The 16772-nt window shown below is 70.9% G+C and carries 17 protein-coding genes; 12 read left to right on the plus strand and 5 right to left on the minus strand.

All coding sequences use genetic code 11. The features are described from left to right. Positions 1 to 3 precede the first annotated feature (3 nt). Together GEV27_RS13175 and gabT are read right to left on the minus strand one after the other, a co-directional pair. Complete coding sequence (locus GEV27_RS13175; protein WP_153909644.1) at positions 4 to 1434, minus strand: NAD-dependent succinate-semialdehyde dehydrogenase; 1431 nt, start codon at positions 1432 to 1434, stop codon at positions 4 to 6. Then, positions 1431 to 2765 (minus strand): 4-aminobutyrate--2-oxoglutarate transaminase, encoded by a 1335-nt coding sequence (gabT, locus tag GEV27_RS13180; RefSeq protein ID WP_153934799.1) that lies wholly within the window; start codon positions 2763 to 2765, stop codon positions 1431 to 1433. The genes GEV27_RS13175 and gabT overlap by 4 nt, the downstream gene beginning before the upstream one ends. Before the next feature lie 70 nt (positions 2766 to 2835). Here gabT and GEV27_RS13185 point away from each other — a divergent pair, with 70 nt between their 5' ends. Together GEV27_RS13185 and GEV27_RS13190 are read left to right on the plus strand one after the other, a co-directional pair. Continuing rightward, positions 2836 to 3723 (plus strand): LysR family transcriptional regulator, encoded by an 888-nt coding sequence (locus GEV27_RS13185; protein ID WP_153909642.1) that lies wholly within the window; start codon positions 2836 to 2838, stop codon positions 3721 to 3723. A 111-nt stretch (positions 3724 to 3834) separates the two neighbouring features. Beyond that, positions 3835 to 4962: a ScyD/ScyE family protein gene (locus tag GEV27_RS13190; RefSeq protein ID WP_153934801.1), complete on the plus strand. Its 1128-nt coding sequence runs from the start codon at positions 3835 to 3837 to the stop codon at positions 4960 to 4962. Between the two features lie 44 nt (positions 4963 to 5006). On the opposite strand, the gene GEV27_RS13195 is transcribed toward GEV27_RS13190, so the two are convergent. Then, positions 5007 to 5360 (minus strand): DUF3817 domain-containing protein, encoded by a 354-nt coding sequence (locus GEV27_RS13195; protein ID WP_153651353.1) that lies wholly within the window; start codon positions 5358 to 5360, stop codon positions 5007 to 5009. A 56-nt stretch (positions 5361 to 5416) separates the two neighbouring features. On the opposite strand from GEV27_RS13195, the gene GEV27_RS13200 reads away from it, so the two are divergent. Further along, on the plus strand, positions 5417 to 6061 hold the full coding sequence (locus tag GEV27_RS13200) for an amino acid-binding protein (RefSeq protein ID WP_153651354.1): 645 nt from the start codon (positions 5417 to 5419) through the stop codon (positions 6059 to 6061). On the opposite strand, the gene GEV27_RS13205 is transcribed toward GEV27_RS13200, so the two are convergent. Next, the gene (locus GEV27_RS13205; RefSeq protein WP_153909640.1) at positions 6058 to 6957 is read right to left on the minus strand and encodes an SDR family oxidoreductase; all 900 of its coding nucleotides are present in this window, start codon (positions 6955 to 6957) and stop codon (positions 6058 to 6060) included. The two genes, GEV27_RS13200 and GEV27_RS13205, sit on opposite strands and share 4 nt — an antisense overlap. A gap of 104 nt (positions 6958 to 7061) precedes the next feature. Between GEV27_RS13205 and GEV27_RS13210 the strand changes: the two genes are divergently transcribed. The 4 genes from GEV27_RS13210 to pntB all read left to right on the plus strand — a co-directional run bounded on the left by GEV27_RS13210 (position 7062) and on the right by pntB (position 11845). Beyond that, entirely contained in the window at positions 7062 to 7967 is a 906-nt protein-coding gene (locus tag GEV27_RS13210; RefSeq protein WP_153651356.1) for a 1,4-dihydroxy-2-naphthoyl-CoA synthase, read from the plus strand. Positions 7968 to 8161: 194 nt separating this feature from the next. Then, the gene (locus tag GEV27_RS13215; protein WP_153909637.1) at positions 8162 to 8809 is read left to right on the plus strand and encodes a VC0807 family protein; all 648 of its coding nucleotides are present in this window, start codon (positions 8162 to 8164) and stop codon (positions 8807 to 8809) included. Between the two features lie 80 nt (positions 8810 to 8889). Continuing rightward, positions 8890 to 10431, plus strand: coding sequence for a Re/Si-specific NAD(P)(+) transhydrogenase subunit alpha (locus tag GEV27_RS13220; protein WP_153934803.1), 1542 nt, complete (start codon positions 8890 to 8892; stop codon positions 10429 to 10431). A 25-nt stretch (positions 10432 to 10456) separates the two neighbouring features. Continuing rightward, positions 10457 to 11845 carry a Re/Si-specific NAD(P)(+) transhydrogenase subunit beta gene (pntB, locus tag GEV27_RS13225; RefSeq protein WP_153651359.1) on the plus strand — a complete coding sequence of 463 codons (1389 nt, stop codon included), beginning with the start codon at positions 10457 to 10459 and terminating at the stop codon, positions 11843 to 11845. 10 nt (positions 11846 to 11855) lie between these two features. Here the strand turns inward: pntB and upp are convergent, their stop codons facing one another. After that, complete coding sequence (gene upp, locus GEV27_RS13230) at positions 11856 to 12497, minus strand: uracil phosphoribosyltransferase (RefSeq protein WP_153651360.1); 642 nt, start codon at positions 12495 to 12497, stop codon at positions 11856 to 11858. A gap of 70 nt (positions 12498 to 12567) precedes the next feature. Here upp and GEV27_RS13235 point away from each other — a divergent pair, with 70 nt between their 5' ends. From GEV27_RS13235 to GEV27_RS13255, 5 genes are all read left to right on the plus strand, one after another. After that, complete coding sequence (locus GEV27_RS13235; RefSeq protein WP_153651361.1) at positions 12568 to 13029, plus strand: tRNA adenosine deaminase-associated protein; 462 nt, start codon at positions 12568 to 12570, stop codon at positions 13027 to 13029. Between the two features lie 14 nt (positions 13030 to 13043). Further along, positions 13044 to 13475 (plus strand): nucleoside deaminase, encoded by a 432-nt coding sequence (locus GEV27_RS13240; protein WP_153654899.1) that lies wholly within the window; start codon positions 13044 to 13046, stop codon positions 13473 to 13475. Between the two features lie 170 nt (positions 13476 to 13645). Then, on the plus strand, positions 13646 to 14674 hold the full coding sequence (locus GEV27_RS13245; protein WP_153934805.1) for an NADPH:quinone reductase: 1029 nt from the start codon (positions 13646 to 13648) through the stop codon (positions 14672 to 14674). Beyond that, positions 14671 to 15642: an LLM class flavin-dependent oxidoreductase gene (locus GEV27_RS13250; RefSeq protein ID WP_309222238.1), complete on the plus strand. Its 972-nt coding sequence runs from the start codon at positions 14671 to 14673 to the stop codon at positions 15640 to 15642. Before GEV27_RS13245 ends, GEV27_RS13250 begins: the two co-directional genes overlap by 4 nt. A gap of 6 nt (positions 15643 to 15648) precedes the next feature. Continuing rightward, positions 15649 to 16713, plus strand: coding sequence for a GNAT family N-acetyltransferase (locus GEV27_RS13255; RefSeq protein WP_153934807.1), 1065 nt, complete (start codon positions 15649 to 15651; stop codon positions 16711 to 16713). The last annotated feature ends 59 nt before the right edge of the window (positions 16714 to 16772 follow it).

Raw genomic sequence — 16772 nt, forward strand, 5'->3', positions numbered from 1 at the left:
GAGTCAGTCGTTCCAGGCGATGCTGAGGTACTGGGTCTCCTGGAACTCCTCCAGGCCGGCCCGGGCGCCCTCGCGGCCCATGCCACTCTGCTTCATGCCGCCGAACGGTGCCGCGGGGTCAGAGACGAGGCCACGGTTGATGCCGACCATGCCGGCCTCGATCGCCTCGCCGAGACGCATGCCGCGCTGGAGCTCGCCGGCATAGACGTACGCCGCGAGGCCCATCTCGGTGTCGTTGGCCAGGGCGACGACCTCGTCGTCGGAGGTCCAGGTGACGATCGGCGCGATGGGCCCGAAGATCTCCTCGCGCACGATCTCGGCATCGGCCGGGACGTTGCTGAGGACCGTCGGCGGGAAGTAGAAGCCCTTGCTGTCCTCGGGGACGGCGGCCTGGTGGGTGATCGTCGCACCGGCCTCGAGCGCCCCGGCGAGCAGCGCCTGGGTGTCGTCGACGGCCTTGGCGTTGATCATCGGGCCGATGTCGGACCCCTCGGAGGCCGGGCCGACCCGGAGCGCCTCGACCTTGGCGCCCAGCTTGGCGGTGAACTCCTCGGCGACGTCCGCGTGGACGTACAGCCGGTTGGCCGCGGTGCAGGCCTGGCCGCCGCCGCGGAACTTCGCGATCATCGCGCCCTCGACCGCGGCGTCGACGTCGGCGTCGTCGGTGACGATGAAGGGGGCGTTGCCGCCCAGCTCCATCGAGGAGTTCACGACCCGCTCCGCAGCCTGCTTGAGCAGCACCCGGCCGATCTCGGTCGAGCCGGTGAACGAGATCTTGCGGACCCGGGGGTCCTCGAGCCAGGTGCCCACGATCTTGCCGGCCGACTTGGACGGGACGATGTTGACGACGCCTGCGGGCACGCCGGCCTCGACCATGAGCTTGGCGATCGCGAACGCCGTCAGGGGCGTCTCGGACGCGGGCTTGATGACGACCGTGCAGCCGGCGGCCAGCGCGGGGGCGATCTTGCGCGTGGCCATCGCGGCCGGGAAGTTCCACGGCGTCACGAGCGCCGCGACGCCCACGGGGTGGTGGGTCACGACGGTGCGCGTGCCGCCGGCGGGGGAGGAGCCGTAGTCGCCGCCCATGCGGACGCCCTCCTCGGCGTACCAGCGGAAGAACTCCGCGGAGTACGCGACCTCGCCCTTGGCGTCGCTCAGCGACTTGCCGTTCTCGGCCGCGATGAGCGCACCGAGCTCGTCGGTGTCACGGATCATCAGCTCGTACGTCCGGCGCAGGATCTCACCGCGCTGACGCGGCGGGACCCGGCGCCACGAGGCGAGGGCCGCGACCGCGGCGTCGACCGCGGCGGTCGCGTCCTGGACGCCGCCGTTGGAGACCGCGCGGATCGCCTCGCCGGTGGCGGGGTCGACGACGTCGAACTCCCCGTCGGCGCCGGGCAGCCACTCGTTGTTGACGAACACGTCTGCAGTCATGCTGTTGCCTCCTGGAAAGCGGTGGTGAGGATGTCGAGCGCCTCGACGAGCAGCTCGTCGCCGATCGCGAGCGGCGGCAGGAACCGGAGCACGTTGCCGTACGTCCCACACGTCAACACAATCACGCCCGCCTGATGGGCGCTCGCCGCGACGGCCCGGGCGAGCTCGGGATCGGGATCGGTCGTGCCCGGCCTGACCAGCTCGACGGCGATCATCGCGCCGCGCCCGCGGACGTCACCGATCCGGCTGTCGTCGGCCTGCAGGCGGTGGAGCCGGTCGAGCATGAGGTGCTGGACCTCCCGGGCACGCTCGACCAGGCCCTCGGCCTCGATCGTCTCGATCGTCGCCAGGGCCGCGGCACACGCGAGCGGGTTGCCGCCGTACGTGCCGCCGAGCCCGCTGACGTGCGAGGCGTCCATGATCTCGGCGCGACCGGTGACCGCAGAGAGTGGCAGCCCGCCCGCGATGCCCTTGGCGGTGACGATCAGGTCGGGGACGACGCCCTCGTGATCGCACGCGAACAGGTCGCCGGTGCGGGCGAAGCCGGTCTGCACCTCGTCGGCGATGAACACGACGCCGTTCGCGGTGCACCACTCGGCGAGCGCGGGCAGGAAGCCGTCGGCCGGCACGATGAAGCCGCCCTCGCCCTGGATGGGCTCGATCACGACGGCGGCCAGGTTGCCCGAGCCGACCTGCTTCTCGATGACGTCGATCGCGCGGCGGGCCGCCGCCTGGCCGTCCACCTGCTTGTCGTCGCGGAACGGGTACGACAGGGGGGCGCGGTAGACCTCGGGGGCGAAGGGTCCGAAGCCGCTCTTGTAGGGCATCGACTTGGCGGTCATCGCCATCGTGAGGTTGGTACGCCCGTGGTACGCGTGGTCGAACACCACGACGGCCTGCTTCTTGGTGTGCGCCCGGGCGATCTTGATCGCGTTCTCGACCGCCTCGGCGCCGGAGTTGAACAGCGCGGACTTCTTGTCGTGGTCGCCGGGGGTCAGCCGGTTGAGCGCCTCGGCCACGGCGACGTAGCCCTCGTACGGCGTGACCATGAAGCAGGTGTGCGTGAACGCCTCGACCTGCTCACGGACGGCCTCGACGACGCGGGGGGCGCTGTTGCCCACGGTCGTCACCGCGATGCCCGAGCCGAGGTCGATGAACGAGTTGCCGTCGACGTCCTTGACGATGCCGCCGCCGGCCTCGACCGCGAACACCGGCATGGTGGTGCCGATGCCCTGGGCGACGGCCGCGCTCTTGCGCGCCATCAGCTCGCGGGAGCGGGGGCCGGGGATCTCGGTGGCCAGGTGGCGGCGTTGCTCGAGGGTGGCAGACATGGCTCCATCCTCCCGCCCGCCCTCTATGCCGTCCAATACTCATGTCTGATCAGGGCTATGCTCTGCAGGCATGGAGCTGCGGACCCTCGGATACTTCGTCGCGGTCGCCGACGCGGGGTCGGTGAGTGCCGCCGCGGGTGTCGTCCACGTGACCCAGCCGGCCCTGTCCCGCCAGCTGCGGCAGCTGGAGACCGAGCTCGGCGTGGACCTGTTCTCCCGCTCGGCGAGCCGGCTGCAGCTCAGCGCGGCAGGCCGGGAGTTCCTCCCGCACGCGCGCGACGTGCTGCGGCGTGCGGACGCCGCCCGGACGGCCGCTCGGTCGTACGCAGCAGGACGGCTCGAGAGCCTGACGATCGCGGCCCCGACCACGACGCTCACCGACGTCATCGCACCGTTCCTCGCGACGCTCCACGCGGACGACCCGATGCCCACCGTGCTGGAGTCGGACCCCCACGAGGCCTACGCGGCGCTGCGGCACGGCGCGGACCTCGCGATCGTCACCGAGGCGCCCCGTCCCCCGCTCGCGAGCGCCGCGATCGCGGTGCTGCCGGTCTGGGCGTTCGTGCCGGCCGATCACCCGTGGGCCGCGGACGACACCGTACGACTGCGCGCGCTCGCCGAGGAGACGCTGCTCGTGCTGACGCCGGAGTTCCGGCCGCGGCAGATCCTCGACCTCGCGCTCGACCGGGCGGCGGTCAGCGCCGGCTCGATGGTCGAGTGCAGCAACCCGCAGGTCGCCCAGGCCCTCGCGGCGGCGGGTCGTGGTGTCGCGGTCGTGACGGACGATCCGCGCTTCGGCCTGCACGGGCTGGAGGTGCAGGGCCGCGACGGCCCGCTGCGCATCGAGCTGTTCGCGGCGTGGGAGCCCGAGCACCACGCAGCGGACACGCTGGAGTCCCTGGCCGTACGCCTGCGGGACTTCTGCGTCGAGCGGTACGGCGCGGACGTCGCCCCCTGAGTTCACGAATCTTTCACGCACGCGCTGTACGCCCTCCGCGCCCGGGGCTACGTTGACGCGTGGGGGACAGGAGAGACGGGATCCACCCATCCCGGAAGGAACGTCTCTCTCATGAAGAAGTCCCCCGTGGTCCTGCTCGCAGCGACAACGCTCGTCGCCGGCAGCACCTTGCTCTCCAGTCCTGCGAGTGCCGGCGGGCACCCGCAACCAGGCGCGCCGCGCACGATCGCCGACGGTCTGCTCACCCCGTTGAAGCTCGCGGTCAGCGAGCGCGGTCGCGTGTACGTGTCCCAGAACTTCGCCGGTGAGCTCACCGCGATCGGGCGTGACGGCTCGAAGACGGCCTTCGCCAGCGCCCCGGGAGAGGAGCTCGGCGGCGTCTCGGAGCGCCACGGCACGGTCTACTGGACCACGACCGGCGACGCGTCGGCCAAGCTCTTCTCGCAGCGCCCTGGCGGCAGGCCGCGGCAGGTCGCCGACCTCTACGCGTACGAGAACAGCCGGAACCCGGACCGAGGGACGACGTACGGCCTGCGGGGCCTCCCGCAGGCCTGCGCGTCCCAGTTCCCGGCCGACAACCCCGCGACGTACACCGGACTGGTCGACAGCCACCCGTACGCGACGCTGCCGACGAGGCGCACGACGTACGTCGCCGACGCGGGTGCCAACGCGATCTTCGCGGTCGGTCGGCACGGCCGGGTCAGGACCGTGGCCACCCTGCCCGCGGTGGGCACCGTGGTCACGGCCGAGGCGCTGGAGGCACAGGGGCTGCCGACGTGCGCCGCGGGCTACACGTACTACTTCGAGTTCGTCCCGACGGACGTCGACCGGGGCCGCGACGGCTCGCTCTACGTCACGTCCCTGCCCGGTGGGCCCGAAGACGCGAGCCTCGGCGCGCGGGGCAGCGTCTTCAAGGTCGATCCGGGGTCGGGCCGGGCCCGGAAGATCGCGGGCGGGTTCGTCGGTGCCGTCGACCTCGCGCTGCTGCCCGACGGCCGGATCGCGGTCGCCGAGCTGTTCGGCGGTGAGGACGGTGCGGGCCAGGTCACGCTGGTGCGGCCGCGCTCGTCGTACCGGCGCACGCTCGACCTCGGCTCACCGGGAGCGGTCGAGTGGAAGGCCGGCCGGCGGGGCGGCAGCCTGTACGTCACCACCGACACGTTCACGGACGGGGCGCCGACGCCCACGGCCAAGATCCAGGTGCTGTCGATGGGATCGCACCGCAAGCACCGGCACTGAGCGGATCCGGTGCTCCGGGCCGTCGGTGGCCCGGAGCGCCGGACCTAGGCCCGGGGTGCGGCGTCGACGGCGTCGCGGCGGGTCAGCAGGCCCTCGCGCTCGGCCTTGAGCTCGAACCAGATCGAGGCGAACGGCGGGATGGCCGCGAGCAGGGCGATCAGGCCGGTCTTGATGTTCCAGCGGAACACGAAGAAGCACACGACGCTCATGATCACGTACAGCAGGAAGAAGCCGGCGCCGTGGATCATGCCGGCGACGGGAACGCCGCCTTCCTCGAGCCCGAACGGCTCTGCGTCCAGGACCCACTTGCAGAACATGGCCGCGAGGAGCAGGACCCACGAGAGGGCTTCTCCGAAGGCGACGACACGAAACAGGGTGCGGATGACTGAGGGATTCACGCTTCTACGCTACCCGCGTAACAGAAGTGAAATGACCGCCGGGGACAATGGTCCACATGGCCTTCCTGCTGCGCGTCGTGCTGCCCGATGTGCCCGGATCCCTTGGCACCCTCGCCTCCGCGCTCGGTGGCGCCGGAGCCGACATCGAGGCCATCGAGATCGTCGAGCGCAGGGCTGACGGCACGGTCGTCGACGACGTGCTCCTGGAGCTGCCCGCCCGGGTCATGCCGGACGCGCTGATCACCGCGTGCCACCAGATCGAGGGCGTCACGGTCGACTGGATCTCGCGCTACAACGCCGGCGCCAACCTGAGCATGGACCTCGAGGCGGTCGAACGGTTCACCGAGGCGCCGCCGTACGCGCTGGAGCGGCTCGTCGAGGTGGTCCCCGAGACGTTCCGCACCGACTGGGCCATGGCCCTCAAGCGGGTCGACGGCCAGGCCCACGTGATCGCGAAGTCGTCCACGGCGCCCGACCTCGTCGAGGAGGCGGTCGACTGGCTGGGCATCCGCGGGGCCAAGGCGCTGCGCGACGTACCGGCGTGGGACTCCACCCTGCTGGCCGCGTGCCCCGCGCGGGACCGCCGCGGCGACGCGCTCGTCGTCGTGGTCGGACGCCACGGGGGGCCGGAGTTCCTCAAGTCCGAGCTCGCCCGCCTCGGGCACATGGTCTCGCTCGCCGCCAGCGTCCAGTCCGTCTAGCTCTTCTGGTCCGTCTGCTCCGCGGCGTCGGTCTCGGGGACGTGCGCGTGGTGGAACCGGCCGAGGGCGTCGACCTGGTGCTCGAGGTCCGGCACGGTGCGGCGGGCGATCCGCTTGAGCACGGGCCAGGCCAGCGGTGAGTTCGTCAGCGCCTTGGTCCAGCTCGCGAGCAGCACGCCCTTCGGGACGTACACACGGCTCTTGCGCCGGGCCAGGCCGACCAGGATGAGCTCGACGCACTCCTCGACGCTGGTCGTGCTGTTCGCGGGGTAGGGCAGCTTGCGCCGCACCTCACGGAACGCCGGCAGGTCCTTCTCGGCGTTGCGGACGATGTCGGTGTCGATCCAGGAGGGGTGGCAGATGCCGACGCCGATGCCGAGGTGGGCGACCTCCTGCTTGTACGCGAGGGCGAGCGACTCGGCGCCGGCCTTGCTCGCGTTGTAGGACGCGAGGCCGGCCAGGGCGGTGAACGACGCGAGGGAGGCGACCACCAGGGCGTACCCCTGGGAGCGCTCGAGGTGCGGCGTGGCGTACTTCAGGGTGCGGAAGACGCCGTTGACGTTGATGTCGACGACGCGCTCGAAGGCGCTGTCGTCGATCTGGCGCACGGTCCCGTACGACGCGATGCCGGCGTTGGCCAGGACCGTGTCGATCCGGCCGAAGTGCTGGGCCGCGGCGTCGATCGCGGCCTTGACCTGCTCGCCGTCGCGGACGTCGGCCTCCCACCACGCCGCGGCGGCCCCGAGCTCGTCCGCGAGCGCGGCCAGTCGCTCGGGCTCCAGGCCGATCAGGGCGACCCGGCCGCCCTGCTCGACGTACCCGCGGGCCACGCCGGCCCCGATGCCCCGCGCGGCACCCGTGATGAGTGCGACCTTGCCTGCAAAAGTGTTCGCCATGCGCGTCAACATACCGTCGGTATCCCGAATGTGCCATGGGCGATGTCACATAGCCCCGGGACATCGGGGTCCGGCCGCGGAGGGACAGCGGTAATCTCGCGGGCATGACCGTCTCCGACACCTTCGATCCCTCCGCGTGGAAGGACGTCCCCGGCTTCGAGGGACTCACCGACATCACGTACCACCGCGCCGTCGACCACGGGACGGTGCGGATCGCGTTCAACCGGCCCGAGGTCCGCAACGCGTTCCGCCCCCACACGGTCGACGAGCTGCTCGCCGTCCTGGAGCACGCGCGGACGTCGTCGGACGTCGGCTGCGTGCTGCTGACCGGCAACGGCCCGGCGCCCAAGGACGGCGTGTGGGCGTTCTGCTCCGGCGGCGACCAGCGCATCCGCGGCAAGGTCGGCTACCAGTACGCCGAGGGGGCGACCGCCGACACGGTCGACAAGGGCAAGCTCGGTCGCCTGCACATCCTGGAGTGCCAGCGCCTCATCCGGTTCATGCCCAAGATCGTCATCGCGGTCGTCAACGGCTGGGCGGCCGGTGGCGGGCACAGCCTGCACGTCGTCGCCGACCTCACCATCGCCTCGGCCGAGCACGCCAAGTTCAAGCAGACCGACGCCGACGTGGGCTCGTTCGACGGTGGCTTCGGCTCGGCCTATCTCGCCCGACAGGTCGGCCAGAAGTTCGCCCGTGAGATCTTCCTGCTCGGCGACGAGTACTCCGCGGAGGACGCCCACCGCATGGGCATGGTCAACAAGGTCGTCCCGCACGCGGACCTCGAGGCCGAGGCGCTGGAGTGGGGCCGCAAGATCAACGCCAAGTCGCCCACCGCGCAGCGCATGCTCAAGTACTCGTTCAACCTCATCGACGACGGCCTGGTCGGCCAGCAGGTGCTCCTCGGCGAGACCACCCGCCTCGCGTACATGACCGATGAGGCTCAGGAGGGCCGCGACGCCTTCCTGCAGAAGCGCGACCCCGACTTCAGCGATTACCCCTGGTACTACTGAGCATTTGGCCGGCCGCCTCCTGTGGATGTCGGGAGGCGGCCGCCCGGCAGCGGACGTAGGCTGAACGAGCCGACCATTTCCCAGGCCGGAGCGTCTGCGCTCCGCCACCTTTCGGCGTACGTCGACATCTGGCCGTGAGGTCGGGGGCGGGCCGAACCGACATGGCAATCCTGGACGCTGTTCCTGCTTCGCGCGTGGGCGAGCCACCTGCGATGCCCGAGGTGCGCGACATCGTCGCGCGGGTCGCGGCCCGGATCGCGATCGCCGTGGTCGCCCCCTCGGTGCTGTTCGCGACGACCCTGGTCGTCCTCAACCTGGCCGCGGCGATGCTCACCGCGCTCGCCTGGCTGGTCGGCGCGATGTCGTGGCGGCACGTCACGGGGCGGGGGCTGTCCGGCCTGCTGGTGCTGACGCTCACGATCTCGATGGTCAAGACCAGCATCACGCTCGCGACGGGCAACTCGTTCATCTACTTCGTGCAGCCCGTCGTGGTCGACGTCGCGGTGGCGGCAGTGTTCCTCGGCTCCCTGGCGTGGGGACGTCCCCTGGTCGCCCGGCTCGCTCCCGACTTCTGCCCGCTCGACGTCGAGGTCGCGGCCCGACCCGAGGTGCAGCGGTTGTTCCGGAGCCTCACGCTGATGTGGGGGTTGGTGATCCTGGTCAAGGGTGCCGTCACGCTGTGGCTGCTGACCACGCTGTCGACCGTGGACTTCGTCCTGGTCAAGAGCTCAGCGATCCTGACGCTGACCGTCACCGCCGCCGCGGCGACCGTCCTGTGGTCGCTCGTGGTGGGTCGCCGCGAGGGCGTCTTCGGCTGCCGAGGTGGCCATTCCCTGTCATGACAGGGGGTGCCCCGCCAAAATGTGAGACGCGTGTCTCACCGACTGGTCGCCTCAGGTGACGAACAGATAACGTTCGCCGAATGAGCGTCATCGGAGTTGTCACCGAGTCGGTGGCTGGTGAGACACGGGTTGCCGCCACGCCGGCCACCGTGGCCCAGCTGATCAAGCTGGGCTATGAGGTGGTCGTCGAGTCGGGAGCGGGAGAGAAGTCGTCGTTCACCGACGAGGCGTACGTCGAGGCGGGCGCGTCGATCGGCGCGACGGCCGACGTGTGGCGCAGCGACATCGTGTTCAAGGTCAACGCCCCGACGCCTGCCGAGATCGGCCTGCTCGCGGACGGCGCGACGCTGATCAGCATGATCAGCCCCGCGTTGAACCCCGAGCTGGTCGAGCAGCTGTCGGCCCGCCCGATCACGGTCCTCGCGATGGACGCAGTCCCGCGCATCTCGCGCGCCCAGTCGATGGACGTGCTGTCGTCCATGGCCAACATCGCGGGCTACCGCGCGGTCGTCGAGGCGGCGAACGTCTTCGGCCGCTTCTTCACCGGACAGATCACCGCCGCGGGCAAGGTGCCGCCGGCCAAGGTGCTCGTCGCGGGCGTCGGCGTCGCGGGCCTCGCGGCGATCGGCACGGCCAACAGCCTCGGAGCGATCGTCCGGGCGACCGATCCGCGCGCCGAGGTCGCCGACCAGGTCAAGTCGCTCGGCGGTGAGTACCTCGCGGTCGAGGTCGAGACCGAGCAGTCGACCGACGGCTACGCCAAGGCCACGAGCGAGGAGTACGACCGCCGGGCCGCGGAGATCTACTCCGAGCAGGCCGCTGACGTCGACATCATCATCACGACTGCACTGATCCCGGGCCGCGCGGCTCCGGTGCTGATCACCGAGGCCGACGTGGCGTCCATGAAGCCCGGCTCGGTCATCGTGGACATGGCGGCCGCGAACGGCGGCAACGTCGTGGGCTCGGTGCCCGGCGAGGCGGTCGTGACCCCGAATGGCGTCACGATCCTGGGCTACACCGATCTTGCGGGACGTCTGCCCACGCAGGCCTCGCAGCTCTACGGCACCAACCTCGTCAACCTGATGAAGCTGCTGACCCCGGGCAAGGACGGCCAGCTGGTCCTGGACTTCGACGACGTCGTGCAGCGCACGATCACCGTCGTCCGCCAGGGCGAGACGACGTGGCCCCCGCCGCCGGTGCAGGTGTCCGCGGCCCCGGCTGCCGCGCCCGTCGCCGTCGCCGAGCCCAAGGCGCCCAAGGCCGTGATGACCCAGCGCGCCAAGCTGGGACTGGTGGGCCTGGGCATCCTGGCGCTGTTCCTGGTCAACGCGTTCGCGCCCGCTCCGCTGCCCGAGCACTTCACGGTGCTGATCCTCGCGATCGTGATCGGCTACTACGTGATCGGCAAGGTGCACCACGCGCTGCACACCCCGCTGATGTCGGTGACCAACGCGATCAGCGGCATCATCGTGGTCGGCGCGATGCTGCAGGTCGGTGTCGACGGCACCGAGAACGACACCGCGATCAGGGTGCTCGCGTTCATCGCGATCCTGCTCGCGTCCATCAACGTCTTCGGCGGATTCGCCGTCACCCGTCGCATGCTCAGCATGTTCTCGAAGTAGCAGAGACTCGAAGTAAAGGCTGACCATGGATTCCGCAAGCATCGCCACCGCCGCGTACATCGTCGCGTCGTTGTTGTTCATCCTGTCCCTCGCGGGGCTGTCCAAGCACGAGACCGCCTCGCAGGGCGTCCTGTTCGGCATCTCGGGCATGACCATCGCGCTCGTCGCCACGTTCGTCCTGGTCGCCGACGTCGCCGACACGACCGCGGTCGTCCTGCTCATCGTCGCCGTCGTGATCGGCGCCGCGATCGGCCTGTGGCGCGCCCGCGTGGTCGAGATGACCGGCATGCCCGAGCTCATCGCGCTGCTGCACTCATTCGTCGGACTGGCCGCGGTGCTGGTCGGCTGGAACGGCTACCTCGAGCACCAGTCGTTCGGGCTGCAGTCGCTCGAGGACATCCACAACGCCGAGGTCTTCATCGGCGTCTTCATCGGCGCCGTGACGTTCACGGGCTCGATCGTGGCCTTCTTGAAGCTCTCGGCGCGCATCAAGTCCAACCCGCTCATGCTGCCGGGCAAGAACTTCATCAACCTCGGCGCCCTCGTGCTGTTCGTGGTGCTGACGATCGCGTTCGTCATCAACCCCAACATCTGGCTGCTGGTCGCGGTCACGATCGTCGCCCTGCTGCTCGGCTGGCACCTCGTGGCGTCCATCGGCGGCGGTGACATGCCGGTGGTCGTGTCGATGCTCAACTCGTACTCGGGCTGGGCCGCGGCGGCCTCGGGCTTCCTGCTCAACAACGACGCCCTGATCGTCACGGGCGCGCTCGTGGGCTCCTCGGGTGCCTACCTGTCGTACATCATGTGCCAGGCGATGAACCGCTCGTTCATCTCGGTCATCGCCGGCGGCTTCGGGATCGAGGCCGGTCCCGCGGACGACAAGGACTACGGCGAGCACCGCGAGATCACCGCGGAGGACACCGCCGAGCTGCTCAAGAACGCCTCGAGCGTCGTCATCACCCCCGGCTACGGCATGGCGGTCGCGCAGGCGCAGTACCCGGTCGCCGACCTGGTCCGCAAGCTGCGCGAGCGCGGCATCGAGGTCAGGTTCGGCATCCACCCGGTCGCCGGACGCCTGCCCGGGCACATGAACGTGCTCCTGGCCGAGGCCAAGGTCCCGTACGACATCGTGCTGGAGATGGACGAGATCAACGACGACTTCAAGGACACCTCGGTCGTCCTGGTCATCGGTGCCAACGACACCGTCAACCCCGCCGCCACCGAGGACCCCAGCAGCCCCATCGCGGGGATGCCGGTCCTGACGGTGTGGGAGGCGACGGACGTCGTGGTGTTCAAGCGGTCGATGGCCACGGGCTACGCCGGCGTGCAGAACCCGCTGTTCTTCCGCGAGAACTCGCAGATGCTGTTCGGTGATGCCAAGGAGCGCGTCGAGGACATCCTCAAGGCGCTCTGAGCCGGGTCGCTCAGTCGGCGACGCCGTAGAGGCGGTCGCCGGCGTCGCCGAGGCCCGGGACGATGTAGGCCTGCTCGTTGAGGCCCGTGTCCAGGGCCGCGGTGACGAGCGTCACCGGCACGTCGACGTCCGCGAGATCGGACTCGATGCGCTCGATCCCCTCGGGGGTGGCCAGGATCGTGATCGCGATGATGTCGTTCGCACCGCGCTTGACCAGGAAGTTGATGGCCGCCGCCAGCGAGCCGCCGGTCGCGAGCATCGGGTCGAGGACGTAGCACTGGCGTCCGGTCAGGTCGTCCGGAAGCCGCTCCGCGTACGTCACGGCCTCCAGCGTCTCCTCGTTGCGGACCATGCCGAGGAAGCCCACCTCCGCGGTCGGGAGCAGGCGCTGCATGCCCTCGAGCATGCCCAGGCCCGCGCGCAGGATCGGCACGACGAGCGGACGCGGCTCGGTCAGGCGTACGCCCTGCGCCATCGCGACGGGGGTCTGGACGTCGACGGGCTCGACCCGGACGTCGCGGGTCGCCTCGTACGTCAGGAGGGTGACCAGCTCGTCGACGAGCCGCCGGAACGTGGGCGAATCGGTGCCCACGTCACGCAGCACCGTGAGCTTGTGGGAGATGAGTGGGTGGTCGGCGACGTGTACCTGCATGTCATGAGACTAGCGTCGAGGCTCCGCGACCTGTCACCATCGCAGGGAGACGTTCCCGACAGGAGGCACCGTGGCCGAGGAAGATGTCGACTTCGCGGTCGCCGCCTACCGTGACGACGGCCGCTGGCACGTCGTCGAGCTGCATCCGATGCTCGCCGAGGACGTCGCGGAGCTGTCCGAGGCGTTGGCGCGGTTCCCGTCCGACGTGGGCGTGCTCGGGATCGTGGCGGTTGACGACGACTTCTTCGTGATCATGCGGCGCTGGGGCACCGAGGTGCGGGCGATGCTCTCGGACGTGACGGCCGCCGAGGACTGGCCGCTCGCGGCCGGGATCGCGGAGCTGCTCGACCTCGACACCGACGACGACGAGCCGCTCGCAGTCGGTGACGTCGCGATCCTCAGCGATCTGGGCATCTCCGGCCCCGACCTGCGTGCGCTGTGCGACGACGAGGACCTCTACCCCGAGGACATCTTGATGGACGTGGCGGGCCGGATCGGCTTCGCCGCCCAGCTCGAGGCCGTCATCGGGTGACGTGCGACCAGCTGATGGGTGAGGCGCTCGACCTCGCCCGCTCCGCCGTGGCCGAGGGGGACGTCCCCGTCGGTGCGCTCGTCGTGGACCCCTCGGGCGCGGTCATCGGCCGGGGACGCAACACGCGCGAGCGCGACGGCGACCCGACCGGGCACGCGGAGATCGTCGCGATCCGCGAGGCCGCGGCCGTTCTCGGCGAGTGGCGACTCGAGGGCTGCACCCTGGTGGTGACGCTGGAGCCGTGCACGATGTGCGCCGGTGCGATCGTCGCGGCCCGGCTCGGCCGGCTGGTCTTTGGCGCGTGGGACGACAAGGCCGGAGCGGTCGGCTCGCTGTGGGACGTCGTCCGCGACCGCCGGCTCAACCACCGCCCCGAGGTGCTCAGCGGCGTACGCGCCGCCGAGTCCACCGCCCTCCTCCAGTCCTTCTTCGCCACCCACCGCTGACCCCCGGCCTTCCGCCCGTTGCCGGTTTCCCACGGTCCCGTGGTAATTCGTCACTCCCCTCGTGCTGTGACGCGAGGGAAGTGACCAAACCCCACGGTCCCGTGGGAATCCGACACCGGTCGGACACCGGGCGGATGGAACAACTCGCGGGCGGTGGTGTTGCAACCGTCATGAGAGCAATCGTCTATAGCCAGACCGGGGCGCCGTCCGTCCTCCAGCTCGTCGAGCGTGAGGCCGCTGAGCCGGGAGCGGGCGAGGTACGCGTGCGCGTTGTCGTGTCCGGGGTCAACCCGACCGACTGGAAGAGCCGCGCCGGCGCGACGGGTCAGGCGCCGGCGTTCCCGGAGATCGTGCCGAACCAGGACGGCGCAGGTGTCGTGGACGCCGTGGGTCCCGGCGTCGACACGGTCGCCGTCGGCGACCGTGTGTGGATGCTCCTCTCCGCCCACGGCCGACCCACCGGGACGGCGCAGGAGCTCGCGGTCGTCCCCGTGGACCGCGTCGTGCGGCTGCCCGACGGGGCATCGTTCGACCTCGGCGCCTCGCTCGGCGTTCCGGCCGTGACGGCGCACCGCGCACTGACGGTGGCTGACGGCGGCCCCACGCGCTTGGCGCCGGGTGCACTCGAGGGACGCACGGTGCTCGTGGCCGGTGGCGCAGGCGCGGTCGGCCACGCAGCCATCCAGCTCGCGCGCTGGGCGGGCGCGACGGTCGTCACGACGATCAGCGGCCCGGCCAAGGCCGCGCTGGCGACAGCTGCCGGCGCGCACCACACCGTCGACTACACCGCGGGCGACGCCGCTGCCGCGATCCGTGAGATCGCCCCGGGCGGTGTCGACCTCGTCGTCGAGGTCGCGCCGGCCATGAACGCACCGCTCAACCAGGCGGTCATCGCGAACCACGGAACCGTCGCGGTGTACGCCAACAACGGCGGCGACCGCATGGAGCTCGACGTCCGCGCGCACTTCGCGCTCAACGTCCGCTACCAGTTCCTCCTGCTCTACACGCTGACCCCGCAGGCGTTGCGGGCCGCGACGGAGGACATCACCGCGGCCGCCGAGGACGGGGTCCTGCCGGTCGGCGAGGACGCCGGTCTGCCGATCGCCCGGTTCCCGCTGGAGCGCACGGCCGAGGCGCACGCCGCCGTCGAGGACGACTTCGTCGGCAAGGTGCTGATCGACGTGTCGGACCCGGCGTGAGGCTCTCGCTGCTCGACCGTTCGAGAACCCGCGCGGGACATCCCGAGCGCGAGGGCCTGACCGGCTCGGTCGAGCGAGCCGTCAACGCCGAGCGACTCGGGTACGACCGCTTCTGGGTCGCCGAGCACCACGCCGTCCCGGGCATCGCGAGCGGGTCCCCGGCGGTCCTCCTCGCGGCGATCGGCGCCCACACCGAGAGCATCCGTATCGGCTCGGGCGGCGTCATGCTGCCCAACCACCAGCCCCTCGTCGTCGCCGAGCAGTTCCTCATGCTGGACGCGCTGTTCCCCGGCCGGGTCGACCTCGGCGTGGGCCGTTCGCTGGGGTTCACCGCCGCGGTACGCCGTGCCCTGCGGCACGAGCTGGACGCCGCCGACACGTTCGAGGACGACCTCGACGAGCTGCGCCGTCTGCTGACCGGCGAGGCCGACGTCACCGCCCACCCGGTCGCGGCGGCCGACGTCCCGCTCTTCGTCCTCGCCACCGGCCGTGGCATGGAGGTTGCCGCTCGCCTGGGCCTCCCGGTCGTCATCGGAGGCCCGATCCTGACCAAGGACGCCGGCTGCGAGGCCATCGAGGCGTACCGCCGCAGCTTCCGGCCGAGCAAGCAGGCGGCCGACCCCCACGTCACGATCTCGCTCGACGTCACGGTCGCGGACGACGACGCGACCGCCCGCGAGCTGGCCCTGCCCGAGGCCTGGGCGATGGCGCGGTCGCGCCAGACGGGGGAGTTCCCACCGCTCGAGCCGGTGGACGCGATCCGCGCGCAGCCGTGGACGTCCCAGGTCCGCCAGCGCGTCGGGTCCGCCCTCGAGACCGCGGTCGCCGGATCGCCCACCACGGTGCGCCGCCAGCTCGACGAGCTGGTCGAGCGCACCGGAGCCGACGAGCTCATGGCGTCCACGTCGACGTACGACCGCGAGGCGTTGCTCGCGTCCGACGCGGCGCTGCGTGATCTCGTAGGCTGAGGCCGCATGACGTACGAGGTCGACGAGATCGCCATGCCCGCCTCGCTCGACGGACCCGGGGGGAAGCAGTTCCTGGAGTACGCGGCGGTGAGCAACGCGGTCGAGAACCACGCCCTCGGCACGGACGTGCTGTCGATGGCGCCGGCGGAGATGCTGGCCGAGTACCGCGACAACCCGCACCGCGTCCGCCGACATCTCGTGGTGCGCGAGGACCGCAGGATCGTGGCGCGTGCGATGGTCACGCTGCGCCCGCACCTGCCGGGCAACGGGGCACACCTGATGGTCGACGTCCTGCCCGCCCACCGGGGTCGCGGCATCGGTGCGACGCTGCTGGAGGCGGCCGAGCGGATCGCGGTGGACGCGGGCGCACCGGTCCTCAAGGTGGGCGTGGCGCACTCCGCAGCGTCCGGTGGTGACCGGATCGCGTCGCCGACCGGGTTCGGCGACGTCGCCGCGCACGACGACGGCGTGCGGTTCCTGACCTCGCACGGGTACGCGCTGGAGCAGATCACCCGGATCAGCCTGCTCGAGCTCGGGTCGGCGCCCCGGCTCGAGGCGCCGGCACCGCCGGACCACCGGGTCGTCACGTGGACGGGACCCACGCCCGACAGGTGGATCGCCGACCTCGCGGTGCTGCGCACCCGGATGAGCACCGACGCGCCGAGCGGCGCGCTGGTGGAGCTCGAGGACCCGTGGGACGCGGCCCGGATCCGGGAGCACGACGAGCGCATGGCGGGGAGCGGCCGCACGGCGCTGACCGCCGCGGTCGAGCACATTCCCTCCGGCTCCCTGGCGGGCTTCTCCGAGCTGGTCCACTCCGCCGCCGGTCCGGTCGCGGTGCAGGAGGACACGCTCGTGCTGCGTGAGCACCGTGGCCACCGGCTCGGACTGCTGGTGAAGCTCGCCGCCGCGGACCTGCTGCGCCGCCACGCGCCGGACACCCAGGCGATCGTGACCTGGAACGCCGAGGAGAACCGACCGATGCTCGACGTCAATGAGGCGATGGGCTTTCGCCCGATCGGCTACGAGGGCGGTTGGCAGCGCAGGGCCCTTCCGGGCGACGGGGAATAGTCCGCGTGCTAATCTAGTTTAAGTTTCAACAAGCCCATCCGGGACTTGGCGAAGGAGAT

Source organism: Aeromicrobium sp. S22 (genome assembly GCF_009661045.1).
GTDB lineage: Bacteria > Actinomycetota > Actinomycetes > Propionibacteriales > Nocardioidaceae > Aeromicrobium > Aeromicrobium yanjiei.